This is a genomic window from Deinococcus betulae (genome assembly GCF_020166395.1).
GTDB classification, from domain to species: domain Bacteria; phylum Deinococcota; class Deinococci; order Deinococcales; family Deinococcaceae; genus Deinococcus; species Deinococcus betulae.
The window spans coordinates 30,364-46,261 of record NZ_JAIQXU010000028.1 but is presented as its reverse complement, the minus strand read 5'-3'; the positions used below and the strand labels follow the sequence as shown (position 1 = coordinate 46,261).

General features: G+C 59.6%; 11 protein-coding genes and 2 tRNA genes. 12 read left to right on the top strand and 1 reads right to left on the bottom strand.

Going from position 1 to position 15,898, the window contains the following annotated elements; all coding sequences use genetic code 11:
* The first annotated feature begins 57 nt into the window (after window positions 1-57).
* The 3 genes from K7W42_RS17855 to K7W42_RS17845 all read left to right on the top strand — a co-directional run bounded on the left by K7W42_RS17855 (window position 58) and on the right by K7W42_RS17845 (window position 4,334).
* Entirely contained in the window at window positions 58-2,253 is a 2,196-nt protein-coding gene (locus K7W42_RS17855) for a DUF6930 domain-containing protein (protein WP_224576318.1), read from the top strand.
* A gap of 494 nt (window positions 2,254-2,747) precedes the next feature.
* A complete protein-coding gene (locus tag K7W42_RS17850; protein WP_224576316.1) occupies window positions 2,748-3,062 on the top strand; it encodes a hypothetical protein in 315 nt (104 codons plus the stop codon).
* A gap of 183 nt (window positions 3,063-3,245) precedes the next feature.
* A complete protein-coding gene (locus K7W42_RS17845; protein WP_224576314.1) occupies window positions 3,246-4,334 on the top strand; it encodes a GIY-YIG nuclease family protein in 1,089 nt (362 codons plus the stop codon).
* 138 nt (window positions 4,335-4,472) lie between these two features.
* Here the strand turns inward: K7W42_RS17845 and K7W42_RS17840 are convergent, their stop codons facing one another.
* The gene (locus K7W42_RS17840; protein WP_224576312.1) at window positions 4,473-5,513 is read right to left on the bottom strand and encodes a PDDEXK nuclease domain-containing protein; all 1,041 of its coding nucleotides are present in this window, start codon (window positions 5,511-5,513) and stop codon (window positions 4,473-4,475) included.
* Between the two features lie 209 nt (window positions 5,514-5,722).
* Between K7W42_RS17840 and K7W42_RS17835 the strand changes: the two genes are divergently transcribed.
* The 9 genes from K7W42_RS17835 (at window position 5,723) to K7W42_RS17795 (ending at window position 15,895) form a co-directional block, all read left to right on the top strand.
* Window positions 5,723-5,794: transfer RNA gene (locus K7W42_RS17835), tRNA-Asp, on the top strand.
* Between the two features lie 82 nt (window positions 5,795-5,876).
* A tRNA-Ala gene (locus K7W42_RS17830) sits at window positions 5,877-5,947 on the top strand.
* Window positions 5,948-6,006: 59 nt separating this feature from the next.
* The gene (locus K7W42_RS17825; protein WP_224576310.1) at window positions 6,007-7,275 is read left to right on the top strand and encodes an SDR family NAD(P)-dependent oxidoreductase; all 1,269 of its coding nucleotides are present in this window, start codon (window positions 6,007-6,009) and stop codon (window positions 7,273-7,275) included.
* 14 nt (window positions 7,276-7,289) lie between these two features.
* Window positions 7,290-8,387, top strand: coding sequence for a leucine-rich repeat domain-containing protein (locus K7W42_RS17820; RefSeq protein WP_224576308.1), 1,098 nt, complete (start codon window positions 7,290-7,292; stop codon window positions 8,385-8,387).
* 382 nt (window positions 8,388-8,769) lie between these two features.
* Window positions 8,770-11,073: an EcoAI/FtnUII family type I restriction enzme subunit R gene (gene hsdR / locus K7W42_RS17815; RefSeq protein ID WP_224576306.1), complete on the top strand. Its 2,304-nt coding sequence runs from the start codon at window positions 8,770-8,772 to the stop codon at window positions 11,071-11,073.
* Window positions 11,074-11,122: 49 nt separating this feature from the next.
* Window positions 11,123-12,583 (top strand): type I restriction-modification system subunit M, encoded by a 1,461-nt coding sequence (locus tag K7W42_RS17810; RefSeq protein ID WP_224576304.1) that lies wholly within the window; start codon window positions 11,123-11,125, stop codon window positions 12,581-12,583.
* Window positions 12,583-14,649 (top strand): restriction endonuclease subunit S, encoded by a 2,067-nt coding sequence (locus K7W42_RS17805; protein WP_224576302.1) that lies wholly within the window; start codon window positions 12,583-12,585, stop codon window positions 14,647-14,649. The genes K7W42_RS17810 and K7W42_RS17805 overlap by 1 nt, the downstream gene beginning before the upstream one ends.
* Entirely contained in the window at window positions 14,646-15,158 is a 513-nt protein-coding gene (locus K7W42_RS17800) for a hypothetical protein (RefSeq protein WP_224576300.1), read from the top strand. Before K7W42_RS17805 ends, K7W42_RS17800 begins: the two co-directional genes overlap by 4 nt.
* Window positions 15,155-15,895 (top strand): hypothetical protein, encoded by a 741-nt coding sequence (locus K7W42_RS17795; RefSeq protein WP_224576298.1) that lies wholly within the window; start codon window positions 15,155-15,157, stop codon window positions 15,893-15,895. The genes K7W42_RS17800 and K7W42_RS17795 overlap by 4 nt, the downstream gene beginning before the upstream one ends.
* Window positions 15,896-15,898 lie beyond the last annotated feature (3 nt).

The window sequence follows — 15,898 nt, the reverse complement described above, 5'->3', positions numbered from 1 at the left end:
TATTTCAAGAGAGTGCATGTGCGTTGAGCAGTACGAAAGGGGCCGTACACTCCTGCCATGACCAGGTCCCGTCCGCCGTCTCGGGGAATGTGCCGCGCCTGTGGCTACGTCGGTGCCAAAGCCAGCATGACCAGGCATCAAGCCGGGTGTGCCCTGAGGCAGGCAACGGACGGACCGACCCACGATGTGTTCCGCTTCCGCGTCAGTGGCACTGATCTGCCTGCGTACTGGCTGGACGTCGAGCTCACGCCTCAGGCCACCTTGGATGACCTTGACCGTTTCCTGCGCGATCTCTGGCTGGACTGCTGCGGTCATCTGAGCAGCTTTACCATCGGGCCACAGGACGACAGCAATTTCGACCCGTACAGAGCACCCAGACGGACCAGACAGCCTCCGCTGGCCAAACTTGGTCTGCAGCCGGGCGACAAGTTTGGGTACACCTACGATTTCGGCAGCAGCACCAACTTAACCGTGCAGGTTCAGGCCTACGAGGCAGTGAGCGGCAAGGCGACCGGGAAGATCAAATTGCTCGCACGGAACCTGGCGCCAGTCCTGATGTGTTCTCGGTGCGAGAAACCGGCCAAATGGGTCCATTCCTGGGAAGCTGACGCCGCCACGGGTGGTCCGCTGCTGTATTGCGGCGCGCATGGTCAGAAGACCCGTGATGAGCAGCTACCTGTCGTCAATTCACCGCGCATGGGGGTCTGCGGTTACGCAGGAGGAAGCGACGAGAGCTGGCCGCCCACGCCATCAACACCGACCAACGGGCAGGATCCTCTAGAAGCAGATCCACCGACCCGCACCCTGATTCAGACGCCCACTTCCCCTGAGGACACAAGCGTTCCAGACCAGGACCTCGATCAGGAAGTCCTGGCTTACGTCCAGACGCTGCCCTTGCAGGCTGAAACCGTCTGGCTGGTCGCTGTTCAGGAGATGCCAGACATCTTGCCCCCGGAAGAGGGTGTCCCCGCCGTGGTCCTGGTGGTGGACGCCGCGAGTGGGCAGATCGTGACCAGCGAGGTCACGACCGACATCACGGCGCAGGTTGTGCAGGAAATCGTGATCGAGACGATGCTGGCCCCTGAAGCAGATGATCTGAGGCCGCAGCGTCCCGGGCAGATCTTCACCTTGGACGCGGCCCTGGCGTTCTCGCTGCACACGGCGCTGGCTTCACTCGGGATCAGGGTTGAGCGGCGGGACAGTCCTGAGCTTGAGGCACTGCTGGCCCACCTGACGGAAGAAGTCGGGGCCGAGATGCAGGCCCAGATCGAATGTCAGCGTCCACACGCGTTTCTCCAGGATGTGCCGGACCAGGATGTCAAAGCCCTGCTGGAGGCCTTCGCGCGCTTTGTGAACGCTAAACCATGGCAAAACTTTGCGCCTGACAAACCCGTGCGGGTGAGCTGGACGAACCCTGACGGCACAGCTGGCCAGCTGTACGCGACGGTGATGGGCGACCTCGGTGAGGTGTTTGGCCTGGCGCTGTACCCCGACTGGCTGAGGTACAGCAAGCACATCCTGAACAGCTTTAACCCTGAACTGGTGCTGCTGGCCACCGGGGGCCTGGAAAGTCTGACGCTGAGCCAGCGAGAAGAGCTGCAACCGGAGGATTGGGAGAGGTTCCGCGCGGTTGGGTTACCGGCCCGTGCCAAAGCGGCCCCGGCGCTGGTCCGGGTGGGTCTGACCGGGACTCAACCACCCACCGTGCCTCTACCGCCCCTGACCGCCGTACTGACCATTCTGTCCGAGCGTGCGGAGCGCAGAGCAAGCCCAGTAACGTCACTGAAAGCGGCATCGGGCGGGGTCAGCGTGAAGTACCCGGCGGATCCTCGTGATGAGCTGAGCCCTGAGGCTCGGCGGGGGAGTATCGAACTCCGGGTGAAGAGCAGTGCTGGTCCATTCGCGTATGACGGAGAGGTCGTCATAACTGGCCCGCCAGAGATGCTCGTCAGGCAGGCTTTTGCCCAGGCCCGTCGCCTGTTAGATCAGAAGTCCATGCAGGGCAGAACTGTGTACCTCCCATACCACCTGGAGTCCGCTGGCCAAGCTCTGGAGGATGGCGGCCTTTACGGGGATTTGCATGTGCGGGTCTGGGAGAACCGCCTCGGCAGCCCAGCACTCACCTTGGCGCACCTGACGCCCACAGGCCCACTGATCGACGGTGGGCTCGCTACCATTGAGGTCCAGGCTCAAGGGGCGGAGGTCACCGGCTTAACAGTAGAGTTGCAAGCGGTGAATCCCAGGTCAGGTTGACGTGTAGACCCGGCCTGACAGGTGCCAGATTCAGGTGAAACGCACTTCAACTGGACAGGGAAAGATCGTGCTGAGCGAAGAGCCCGCGTGTGGGGATGGGGTGTAACTCAACTAGCTCAGATACTGCATTACAGCCTTGACAGGAGGTTCTGTTCCAGCTCTAGAGTGATGGGAATCCGGATGTGGTCATCAAAATTCCCAGAAGTCTCCTTAGCCGCGCGGAAGGACCCTGGCCGTCAGGCAACACAGACCAGCTGGCTGACTGAGAATTTACTACTGCTGCATGCCTGGAGGCCGGGAAAGGCGGCATGCTGCAGTTCACGGGGACAGTTCTAAACAGTGCCCTCGAAAAAGGCATCAAGAACGGCACGGTCGAGATCATCGAACTCTCGGGCGGAACATCAAGACTCCCGACCAAGAAGTAAGTTTGTGGTCCTTCCATGCTAGAGGCGGGAAAGCCCGCCAGAATCGATCAACGTGACCTTTGGAGAACTATGAACAGTGAAAGGCAGTTGGACAATGTTGGGCGGTCCGTGAGTTTATTGCGTGACGCTTTCCGCGCCGCTATAGGACGTTTGATGCAGGATGGCGGTCAGCTTCAGAACGTGAGCCGGGAACAACTTCTCTCTGCAACGGCGGCTGAGAAGGAGAGGCTAGCGTGGTACTTCGAAAACGACGGGGTCACTGAGCATGACCTGGCGTTATACGACGAGGTCATGCTCGACTATTGGAGCAGGCTGATGGATTGCCTGAGCGCCAATCAGGTTGAGACGTCGCTTGAATCCTGTTTACACATGCTCTTGCGGTGACGACAGTTCTATTTGTCAACAATCAAGCGGAGAGATAAGGGTGGCCACCGAGCAAGGACGACCTTCTGGGACTGCTGCCGCTGAACCTGGAATGATCAACCGGGTGGCGGCAGGAGCAGCGCACGCGCTGTTCCTGAGCGTGAGATGTTCGCCTGCCCGTTTGGCATGGTCTACGCTGCGACTGTGTCCGGCTACGTGTATGTCCTGAGCAACGAGAGTCTGCCTGGTGTGCTGAAGGTGGGCATGACCAGTCGGGATCCGTTCACCCGGGCAGCGGAACTGACGACGACTGGCCTGCCGATGCCCTTCCGCGTGGAGTTCTGCCTGATGACTGAGCGCCCGTCCGCGCTGGAACTGGCCCTGCATCAGCAGTTCGCAGCGCAACGCGTTCAAGCTGGGCGTGAGTTCTTCCGCGTCTCGGTCCGTGAGGTAGTCGGGGCGGCATGCGCCTTGGCTGACTGGCCGACCGGATCATCGGGGGACGTGCAGGTCATTGTCCCCCATCGCCCCTCTCCTGCCGTCGAGTACTCCGTGGTGCGCCAGAGTCTGAACGTGCTTCGGGCGGCGACCGACGCGTCTCCCGTGCCACTGAGCATTGACGGTGCCGCGCGCCTCGGCCACGAGGTTCAACGTGGCGTGGATAGGGCGCTGGACACGCTCCGTGAATACGTCGAGTTAGGAAGTCTGAGCGCCGCGCACGAGCTGCTGGCGTTGGTGATGTCTGATGAAGTGGGTGTCCGTCCTGTCGACTGGCGGCGTGAGCTCTTGAACGGTGATGCCAGGTTGGTCGTGTGGGCAGTGCACGCGCTGCCACACCTCCGCCGATCATTGGCGGAGGGAGCGCTGTCGTTCATGGACGATGAGGCGACATTCGATGTGCGTCGCATGGGCGGGACGCTGGCAAGCCGCTCATCATGGGTGCTGCCCAGCACCGTGTTCCTGCTTACGGGTGATCTCGACCCGGCTCGCCTGGCCACCTACCTTCAACAGCACCCGTCGCTGGCAGTCGAAGTCGCCCAGGCCGTGCAGAACGATCTAAGTGCCCCCTGGACCTGGCGCTCATTGCATGTTCCAAACGCTGATTACCTCCGGTGCCTGTGCGTCCTACGCGACCTCCTGCAGTTGACGATCATGCCGCCGCGCACCTGGTCGCTGACCGTCAAGGGTTGGCCGGTGCACACTTGGCCACCGGAAGGGCCGTTTCTCGCTACACCCATGGCGCAGCCGAGTTTGTCCGATGTAGTGAAGTACTGGGCTGAGGTGACGATGTGACGGGAAGTGAATGGCGGGTCACCTGACCTGGGCGGAGGCCTGCATCGATCAGGAGATGGCCTTCCTTCAACAGATAGAGGGACGAACTGGCGCCCACCTCCTCTGTGCCGCCCAGGCCAAGAAACCGCAGAGGCGTGGTCACGCGTCCTCGTGCGGTGTCAGGGTGGCCAGCTCCTGCTCCAAGGCCTCAATGCTGGGCAAGCTGCCTTCGAGCTCTGCAGGGAGGCTTTCTGCAAGTTGGTAGGTGCTCACGCCCAGGGGCTTGTCCACGCCGCGCAGGGCGTACTCCGCAATGACCTTGTTCTGAGTGCGGCACAGCAGCAGGCCGATGCTGGGCGCGTCCTGCTCATGGCGCAGCAGGTCATCGGCGGCACTCAGGTAGAAATTCATCTTCCCGACGTACTCAGGCCTGAACTCGCCGATTTTCAGCTCCACGATGACGTAACAGCGGAGTTTCAGGTGGTAGAAGAGCAGATCAAGGTAGAAGTCTTCCCCCCCGACTTCCAGGTGATACTGATTGCCCACGAAGGCGAAGCCCACACCCAGTTCAAGCATAAAATCTCTCAGGTGCGCGAGGAGGCCCTTCTCAAGATCCCGCTCCAGGGCCTGGGCGTGGAGGGACAGAAAGTCAAAGTTGTAGGGGTCTTTCAGGAGTTGCTGCGCCAGCTCGGATTGCGCGCTGGGGAGCGCACGGTCGAAGTTCGTGCTGGCCTGCCCCTGCCGGTCGATGAGTCGACTGTCAATCTGGTGTTGGAGGACGCTTCGGCTCCAGCCATGCTGGATGGCCGACCGGGCATACCATTCACGCTGGACCGGGTCTTTCACGGTGTTGAGAAGCGTCACCAGATGCCCCCAGGGCAATTGGTCAACAAGCTGTTGACCACTTTGAAAGTCCGGGTAAGCCTGCGCGAACGAACGCATGTATTTCAGGTTGGTGGGGGAAAAGCCCCTCAGATCAGGAAACTCAGCCCGCAGGTCACGGGACAGTTGATCAATGACCTTTGCCCCCCACCCCTGTTGAGCCTGCCGGTCCAGGATGCTCTGGCCGATTCGCCAGTACAGCGCCATCAGCTCCCGGTTGACGGCCAGAACGGCGCGCGTCTGGGCCTGCCGAATCTGCTGCTTCAGCTCACCCAGCAGCGTGGCGTAGTCCTCGGGTAACTGAAGAGGGATGGCCATGTCCACTTCAGTGTAGGTCGGTTGTACAGAAGCTCAATCGGGGCCATTAAGCGTGCTAGAAGCGGTAATTGAGAATCTTTTTTGAAAGAAAGATTTCTATCTTTCGATTTGAGAAGCTGTCTGGAGAGATGAGAGCACCCTCTTCAAGCTTCCAGAGCTCGTAGTTCCCTTACGAGCAATCGTCACCTCTTTTCCTGTTACCGTGATGAGGTCTGGTAGCTCAGTGGAAGAGCGGTGTCCCATCAGGACTCAGGTCAGCGGTTCGACTCCGCTCCAGATGAACGTCGGAGCAGTGCCACCTTGCTAAGGTGGCCAACTGCTCCTTTTGCGTTGCAGTTCCATTCCCTTCTGTATCCTGATGAAGTCTGGTAGCTCAGTGGAAGAGCATCTGCTTTGCAAGCAGAGGGGCGGCGGTTCGACTCCGCTTCAGACCTGAGGAGCAGTCGACGACTCCATAAGCGTTGACTGCTCTTCGTTGAGTGAGGCACATGCCATGACGACAGACCCAACCCCGGCCGAGTGGGACACCGCACAGCGCGTGCTGCGGGCGGTGCTTCACGACCCCACCCTGGCCGATGACCGGACCGAGTTCCGGTCTCTGGTGGCAGGGGTCAACCGAGCAGGGAGAAAGCATGCCCGCCAACAGGCGGTGCAGCAAACAGACGTGCCTCCCCAACAGCGATCTCTCCCCCGCTGCTACATCTGCAAAGAACGCTACGCCCTTGCCCACTCGTCAAATCCGGCCCTGTGTCCGGCCTGCGGCACCCTCAACGCGCAGAAACGCTCCGCCCGCGCCGACCTGACGGGCCGGACAGCGGTCCTGACCGGAGGACGCATCAAGATCGGGTACGCTGCGTCCCTCAAGCTGCTCCGCGACGGGGCCCGCGTCATTGTCACCACCCGCTTTCCGCAGGACGCCGCGCAGCGCTACGCCCAGGAACCGGATGTTCAGGAATGGCGTGACCGCCTTGCTCTGTACGGCCTTGACCTCCGTGACCTGCGGAGTGTGCAGGCCTTCATCGAGCATCTGCAGGATACCGAGCCCCATCTCGACGTCCTGATCAACAACGCTGCGCAGACAATCTCCAGGCCGCGCGAGTTCTATGCCCACCTGCTGGACGGCGAACGGCAGGCCCTGCCTCTCCAGAGCGCCAGTCTGCGCATTCTCCAGCCCTCTGCTCTGCTGACCGACGACGCCAGATCATCCGAAGCGCTGCAACAGTACTTCCCGGAAGGAGAACTGGACGCCGACGGGCAGCAACTTGACCTCCGCCCCGCGAACAGCTGGAGTGCCCGCCTCCAGGATGTGAGTCTGCGGGAGCTTCTGGAAGTGCAGCTCGTCAACTCCTCCGCGCCGTTCCTGCTCTGCACCGGCCTGCTACCACTGCTGCGCCGCTCTCCCTTCGCCCGGCGCTTCATCGTGAATGTCAGCGCGATGGAAGGCCAGTTCACGCGCCGCAACAAGACAGAACGCCACCCCCACACCAACATGGCGAAAGCCGCCCTAAATATGCTCACGCGGACGAGTGGACCAGACCTCGCTAAGGAAGGCATCTACATGACGAGTGTGGATACAGGCTGGATCACCAATGAAAATCCTCACCCGAAAGCCGCCCGGATGGGGGATCTGGGATTCCGTCTCCCGCTGGACCTGATCGACGGCGCCTCGCGGATCTACGACCCTGTGGTGGTGGGCCTGACGCAGGAGCAGACTCCGCCCTTCGGTGTGTTTCTCAAGGATTACCGCCCTTACCCCTGGTGAAGAGAGGAAGCCTCATGGCAGAGTCTGAAGTGCAGGTGCAGTGTCCCGTTCAAGACGTCCCCATCCCAGACCTCCAGGCGTTTGCGCCGCTTCTGGAGCGGCTCCAGACCGGCCTCCCCATAACGGCTGACGAGGTCTTCCCCCGCGGCACCCTCCGCGCCGACGGCCGGCTGGATCTGTGTAAACAGGATGCCGGCGTGCTGGGGTGTCAGGCTGTGACGGAAGTCTTGCGGCACACGAACACAGTGCAGAGTCTGCTGCTGGGCACCAACGGCATTGGGGATGCAGGCGCCGCGCATGTCGCCGCGCTGGTGAGGGACCAGCCGCTCCGGACGGTCTACCTGGGCTGCAACCTCATCGGCGCACCCGGGACCGAATCGTTGGCGACAGCCATCCGGGCACAGCCGCAGGTCAAGGCGCTGTGGCTCAAACGCAATCCCATCGGGCCAGCCGGCGCTCAGACTCTGGCACAGCTGCTGCGTGACACCTCGACCCTGCGCACCCTGGACGTGGTGCACACGGGGATTGGTGACCTGGGCGCCAGGGCCATCCTGCAAGCCCTGGCGGAAGGCAACACTTCACTGCAGTACCTGTATCTCAGTGGCAACGCCCTGACGCCGGCCATCCTGCCAGACATCACCGCCGTCCTCGCACAGCATCCCAGCCTTAGGGGGCTGTACCTGAGTGTGAATACCTTGGGAGACGCTGGCGCCCAGGGCATTGCGGCCGCACTTGGGCACAACACCGCGCTGGAAGTGCTGGGCCTGGCGAGCTGCGGGATTGGCGATCACGGCCTTGCTGCCCTGCTGGACGCCGCAGCGGCTCACCCGCATCTGCACACCCTGGATGTTGGAGACGCGCCGAGTGCCCGTGCCCTGGGCGCGTCCCGGAATGAGGCTGGGGGGCGGACCCGGGCGGCCGCCCTCCACCTCTTTTCATCTTCTGCGACCGTACGGCTTCTCCAGCTTCCCCGGATGATAGATGCCGTACACCTTCAGGCGCAGGCCCCGGCTCACTTGAATGTCAGGATCACTGGGGCGCCTGGACGCGCAGGACAGCAACCCTTACCTTTCCATGAGGACGCCGCTGATATCCGCAGTGTGTACCGGTGAGGTCGGAAGAGAAAACAAAGAAGGCGACGCAGAGGTCGCCTTTACTTCTTCAATGTAGGGCGGTATTCATGCCCTGTCAATTCATGCAGCAATCAGAACGAGCGAGATGAGCCTGTGGGCCGCTGAAAAGGAATCCCGCCTCGCATTCGACAATTTCGGGCGCTAGGGGCAGACTCGTGGCCAGTACAACTTTGAGGACGAGCGGGCTTTGAAATGCTTCCCGCAGGGCATCACTGCCCTGCCCAAAATGATGCAGGGAGAGCTGATTCACGCTCTAAATTGAGTGCAAGCATCTTCCACTGCTGCGTGCTGGTGGGCAGCACCTCCCGATTCACCTGAATTGCCGTCAGACCAGAGCCAGCCCTTACTCTTCCGGAGCCTCATGAACAAACGAGACCTGTCCGAACAGGACATCCGCGACATGTACATCACGCCCGCCGTGCTCAATGCAGGCTGGGACAAGTTCACGCAGATTCGCGCCGAGTACCGGCTGACCGAGGGCCGCGTGATGGTGAGTGGCCGCCTCAAAGCCCGCGGCTCCTCCAAGCGTGCGGACTATGTGCTGTTCTACAAGCCGGGCGTGCCACTAGCCGTCATTGAGGCCAAGGACAACACCTATCCAGTTGGTGGCGGCTTACAACAGGGCGCGGAATACGCCCAGATGCTCGAAGTGCCCTTCGTGTTCAGCTCGAATGGCGACGGGTTCCTCTTCCGAAATAGTTTGCCGAACGCCGAAGCCTACGAGAAGGAAATTTCCCTGGATGCCTTCCCCAGTCCCCAACAGTTATGGGATTGGTGGAATGAGGCGAAGGGACTGACCGCCGCGCAGGAGCAGCTGGTCACGCAGGAGTACTACAGTGACGGCTCCGAGAAAATGCCGCGCTACTACCAGGTGCTGGCCATCAACAAGACCGTCGAGGCGATCGCGCGCGGTCAGAACCGCATCCTGCTCGTCATGGCCACGGGCACCGGGAAGACCTACACCGCTTTTCAGATCATTTGGCGGCTGTGGCGTGCCAGGGCCAAGAAACGGATCCTGTTCCTGGCGGACCGCAACATCCTCGTCGACCAGACGATGACCAACGACTTCAAGCCCTTCGGGGCCGCCATGACCAAGATTCGGAACCGCACGACCGACCCCTCATATGAGATCTACCTGTCCCTCTACCAGGCGGTGACCGGCACTGAGGAAGAACGCAACATCTACAAGCAGTTCAGTCCAGACTTCTTCGACCTGATTGTCGTGGACGAGTGTCACCGCGGCAGCGCGGCAGACGACTCCAACTGGCGAGACATTCTCGATTACTTCAAAGGCGCTACGCAGATCGGCCTGACTGCCACGCCCAAGGAAACCAAGGACGTGTCCACCACGCATTACTTCGGCGATCCGGTGTACACGTACTCGCTCAAGCAGGGGATCGACGACGGCTTCCTGGCCCCCTACCAGGTCGTGCGGTTCGACCTCGACAAGGATCTCAGCGGCTGGCGGCCACCGGAGGGCATGCGCGACAAGCATGGCCGTCTTGTCGAAGACCGTGAGTACAACCTGCGTGACTTCGACAAGACGCTTGTGCTGGAACAGCGCACCCAACTGGTCGCGAAGAAGGTCACGGAGTTCCTGCGCGCGACCGATCCTTACGCCAAGACCATCGTCTTCTGCGAGGACACCGATCACGCCGACCGGATGCGCAGCGCCTTGGCGAACGAGAACGCGGACCTCATGCGGGAGGATCCCCGTTACGTCGTGGAAATCACCAGCGAGCGCGGCAAAGATTACCTGGATGATTTCATCTTTCCGTCCAGCCGTTACCCGGTGATCGCCACCACCTCGAAACTCCTCACGACCGGCGTGGACGCGCAGACCTGTAAGGTGATCGTTCTCGATCAGCGCATTCAGTCCATGACGGAGTTCAAGCAGATCATCGGGCGGGGCACCCGCATCAACAAGGACTACGACAAGCACTACTTCACGGTGCTGGACTTCAAACGCGCCACGGAACTCTTCTCTGACCCGAAGTTCGACGGCGACCCCGAGGTCATCTATGAACCCGGCCCCACCGACCCCCCGGTGCCACCGGAGCCGGGGCCAGGGCCTACGCCCCCGCCAACACCAGAGCCCCAGCAGAAATTCGTGGTCCACAATGTGCCCGTCACCGTGACGGCAAAACGCGAAATCCAGTACGACCGGGATGGCAAGGCCATCACAGAGAGCTTAGAGGTCTATACCCGCAACACCCTGCACCGCGAGTTCGAGTCGCTGGACGACTTCCTGCGGCGCTGGAACACCGCGCAGCGCAAGCAAGTCATCATTGATCAGCTGACCGACGAGGGGGTGTTCTTCGAGGTGCTTGCCGCTGAGTATGGTCAGCAGCTTGATCCCTTTGACCTGATCTGCCAGCTGGCCTGGGGACAGCCACCCCTCACGCGCCGGGAGCGCGCCGCGAAGGTGCGTCGGCGGGACGCCTTTACCACCTATGGGGACTTGGCCCGGCGCGTGCTGAACGCTCTCCTCGACAAGTACGCCGATCAGGGCGTCGGCCCCATTGAAGACCTCAAGGTGCTGCAGCTCGAGCCATTCCGGCAGCTGGGAACTCCCATGGAACTCGTGAAAGCCTTCGGCAACAAAGCCGCGTATGAGGCCGCCGTGCGCAACCTGGAAACGCAGCTCTATACCGACAGCGCGTAAGCGCGCAGTGGCCTCCAGCACGCCTCGCCGTACGCGATAATGGAGCGTTATGTCCATCAATACCCTCGTCAAATCCGTGCAGGACATCATGCGCCAGGACACCGGCGTCGACGGCGATGCCCAGCGCATCAGCCAGATGGTCTGGCTGATCTTCCTGAAGATCTTTGACGACAAGGAACAGGAGTGGGAACTCACCATTCCCGATTACGTCTCCCCCCTCAAAGAAGAACACCGCTGGTCGAACTGGGCGGCTGATCCAGAAGGCCGGACGGGCGAAGGCTTGATGACGTTCGTCAACAATGACCTGTTCCCTGCCCTAAAGGGCTTGCGCGGAAGTCCCAACCCGCGCGGGCACATCGTCGGCCTGGTCTTCGAAGACTCGTTCAACTACATGAAGTCCGGCACACTGCTGCGGCAGGTCGTGAACGTCATCCAGAACGACATTGATTACAACAACTCACAGGACCGGCACCTGTTCAACGACATCTATGAAAAGATCCTCGGCGACCTGCAGTCCGCTGGCAATGCCGGCGAATACTACACGCCGCGCGCCGTCACGCAGTTCATGGTGGACATCATTGATCCGCGGCTGGGCGAGATTGTGCTTGACCCGGCGTGTGGTACGGGCGGCTTCCTGACCGGCACGCTGGACCACCTGCGCTCCCAGAAAAAACGGCCCGAGGACGACGTGGTCGTCCAGGAGACTGTGCGCGGGATCGAGAAGAAGCCCCTCCCGCACCTGCTCGCCATGACCAACATGCTGCTACACGGCGTCGACGTGCCCACGAACGTCAGGCACGACAACACCCTGTCGCGCCCGCTGCGTGACTACACGCCGGCCGACGCGGTGGACATCGTGCTCGCCAACCCCCCCTTCGGCGGGACGGAAGAACCCGGCATCGAGAACAACTTCCCCAGCCGCTACCGCACCCGCGAGACGGCAGACCTGTTTATGGCGCTGATCATGCAACTTCTGAAGCCTGGCACTGGCCGCGCCGGCGTGGTGCTCCCCGACGGCTTCCTGTTCGGTGAGGGCGTCAAAACTACCATCAAGCAGGAACTCCTGCGCGACTTCAACCTGCACACCATCATCCGCCTGCCCAAAGGCGTGTTCAGCCCCTACACCAGCATCAACACCAACATCCTGTTCTTCGAGAAGGGCGGCTCCACCGAGGACATCTGGTTCTTCGAGCACCCCTACCCGGCGGGCTACAAATCCTACTCCCGCACCCGGCCACTGACCCGCGCGGAATTCGACCGCGAGATCGCCTGGTGGGACGGCCCCAGCCGCATGGGGCGCGAGGAAAACGAATACGCATGGAAGGTCAGCGCTGCCGACATCGCCGCGCGCAACTACAATCTGGACATCAAGAACCCGCACCAGATCGAGGTGATCCACGGTGACCCCGCCGAATTGATGGCGGAATACGAGGAACTGACCCGGCAGGTGCAGGCCGCGCAGGACGCCCTGAAGCAGGAACTGATGGCCGCGCTAGGGGGCGGGCGCTGATGCAGTTGCTTGAACAGCACTTCGACGCTGCCTTCGCCGCACCGGACGGCATCAAGAAGCTGCGGGAGCTGATCCTGACCCTGGCTATGCAGGGCAAGCTGGTCGAGCAGGATCCGAGCGATCAGCCCGCCAGCGAGCTACTGGAAGAGATTGAGCACGAGAAACGCCGTCTCGTCGCTGCCGGTAAGATCAGAACCCCGAAGTCGCTGCCAGCGATTGAAGAGGATGAAGTGCCATACGAAGTGCCGGCGGGGTGGGCATGGGTACGGCTGGGCAGCATTGGAGTCATCAATCCGAGAAATGACGCTTTAGACGCTATTGATGCTGGATTCGTGCCTATGCCGATGATCTATGCCGAAATGGGAGTGGATCACGCCTTTGAGGTTCGGAAGTGGAAGGATATAAAAACAGGATTTACACATTTTAGTGACGGGGATGTTGGATTAGCGAAAATAACGCCATGTTTTGAGAATGCGAAATCATGTATATTCAAAGGGCTTCCAAATGGTATTGGGGCCGGCACGACAGAGCTCCATGTATTCCGAAATTCATTTGGAAGTGTGGATTTAAAGTATCTCTTGTACCATCTAAAAAATCCACGATATATATCTGACGCAATTCCATTTATGACGGGAACCGCCGGTCAGAGACGAGTTGCTACGGAGTACTTTACAAAGACGCCTTTTCCCCTTCCCTCCCTCGCCGAGCAGCGCCGCATCGTTGCCAGAATCGATGAATTGATGGCCCGCTGCGACGAGTTAGAAGCCCTACGCGCCGCGCGCGAGCAGAAGCGCGTGGATGTGCACACCGCCGCCCTAAACGCCCTGCTCAGCGCTCAAGAGCCCGCTGCCTTTGCGGAAGCGTGGCAGTTCGTGGCGCAACACTTCAGTGAGTTGCACAGCGTGCCTAGGAATGTGGCTGAGTTGCGGAAGGCCGTGCTGCAACTGGCCGTCATGGGCAAGCTGGTCGAGCAAGACCCGAGCGATCCGCCCGCCAGCGAACTCCTTAAGGAGATTGAGGAGGAAAAAAGCCGCTTGATCATTGCAGGGAGGATTCGTGCAGCTAACCCATTGCCACCTATGACGCCGGAAGAGATGCCATATCCGGTCCCAGAAGGGTGGGAGTGGGTACGATTGAATGCAATCACTTCAAAGATTACAGATGGGGATCATCAGACGCCCAAAAGGATAACCCAAGGAAAAAGATTATTCTCAGCGAAGAACGTCAGGGACGGCTTTCTAGATTTTGATAATTTTGATCAGATCTCCGAAAAAGATTACGAGAAGTCTAGAGAGCGCTGTCTTCCCGAAGAGGGTGATCTACTAATAGTTTCAGTAGGGGGCACTATTGGCAGATCGTCCCTAGTTCCCACTGACTCGGACTTTGCCCTTGTAAGAAGTGTTGCCCTTATTAAGCCTTTAGTGATGTTGTCTCAATATCTGAAAATATCAATGGATTCGGATTTGCTACAAACCACCATTCGAGAGAAGAAAAGAGGTGGTGCTCAGCCTTGTTTATACCTTTCCGAAATTACAAGCTTTCCGATGCCCCTCCCCCCTCTCCCCGAACAGCGACGCATCGTCGCCAAGATCGATCAACTCATAGCCTTGTGCGACGGACTGGAAGCCGGGCTCGCCGCACAGGCGAGCAAACAGTCCGCGCTGCTGGCGTCCGTTATGGCCGCCGTGACCCCAGCTAGCACAATGCCCACCCGCCGGGCTGCGCCTGCCAGAGCGTTGGCACGAGAAACTGTACGCCGAGATCCAGGCCGTCCACGCCAAGAACTTGCAGAAGCGGCCAGTGAAGATGGGGAAGTGATGGGGGTGCGGCGTAGGCCAGGACGACCTCGTAAGGAGCCCGCTGAATTGGTCGGTGCAGAGGATGCAGCCGTGGTAGCACGCCGTGGCCCTGGCCGCCCCCGCAAGAATCTGGATGAACCGGCCTGCTCCATCCCCAAAGCCGCCAGCGAAACTGACGCCATCCGCCGCCTGGAAGCACTAAAGATCGAGCGGGCCAAAGGAACGCGGCAGGTAGGACTGTTCGAATCTGAGGGCGAAGCCTCATGAACGAGGAAGAACTAACAGCGATATACAACGAACTGGCCCGCATTCTCCGCCTGCGTGGACTTGAGGCCGTTGTACGTCAAGTCGAGGACACATGGTATGAGGCATATGTAGCAAGCCGGAACGGGAACGCCGCGGAGCAGACGGGAGAGGTCGGGAACGCTTTGTCTACGGACATCCGCCGCTTCCGTCTGCACGAGTTGATGGACGCGACCCACCGGGCGGTGATCCAGCCTATTCGCTTCGCGCAAGAGGCTCTAATTGGACTTCAGGAAACGGACCCACAAGCTGGCATTCAGGTGCTCGAAATCCGTGACGATTTTGGTGCCCTGGAAGGGCAACTCACAGAGAACGTGGTGCGAATGCGTCTTGGCCGGCCCCAACAAGGTCGGAATAGCAATTTCGTCGCAGACGATGGGGCCGATAACACAGTGGACATTTCTTCACTTATCGAGCTAGCGGATCAACTCGAACAGCTGCTGGGCCAGCTTCGTGCCTTGGACGAACAATGACAACTGCCGGAACCCCAAGTGCAACTGCCAAAAAATTGCTCAGGGAAATCAACAAAACTATTCGCAATGTCCAAACTAACGGCGGTAAGGTAATAAGTGTAGGAAACGACATCTACGAGGTCGTTGTGTTCGTTAGAACAGCCAAAGCGATCAACTCGAGATTCTCAACCAATGTGAATTATATTAATAGGACTCATGGCGTTTTCGTAGCTCGTGGAGCCCCAGGCAAAATATCCAACCAAGCTTTCTCATATGCCGCCTTCTCCGCAAATGGTAAATCCCACGAGATTCACCTAGGGATAACGATTGAAGGCTTTTCCGGTGTTGGCCATGAGGCGGATATCTCAATAATCAATCAAACAGAGTGTGATTCTGCTCGGAGGATAGGGCGAGAAGTTACGCGGATTCAATGCTGCTTAGTTGTTGAATGCAAATTTTATTCTTCGAATCTCTCTCTACATATAGGAAGAGGCTTGATTGGCTATGGCATGGAAATCAACGGGCCGAACTTAGCTCTTGCGACCAACTCTAAGTGCGACTCAATTGACGCTTTATTAAATAGCTACAGTTATGTGGGACACATTTTAAATCGTCACTACGTTATTCGCTACAGTAAAGAGGTCTTTGAACTCGCTGATTACGCAGTCTACTCAGAGTTCGGCGATACTCTTACTCTAAATCAGAAGAAATCCTATGAGATGTTTGTTGGTAATTCAATTTTATTTGCAAATTACTGATTA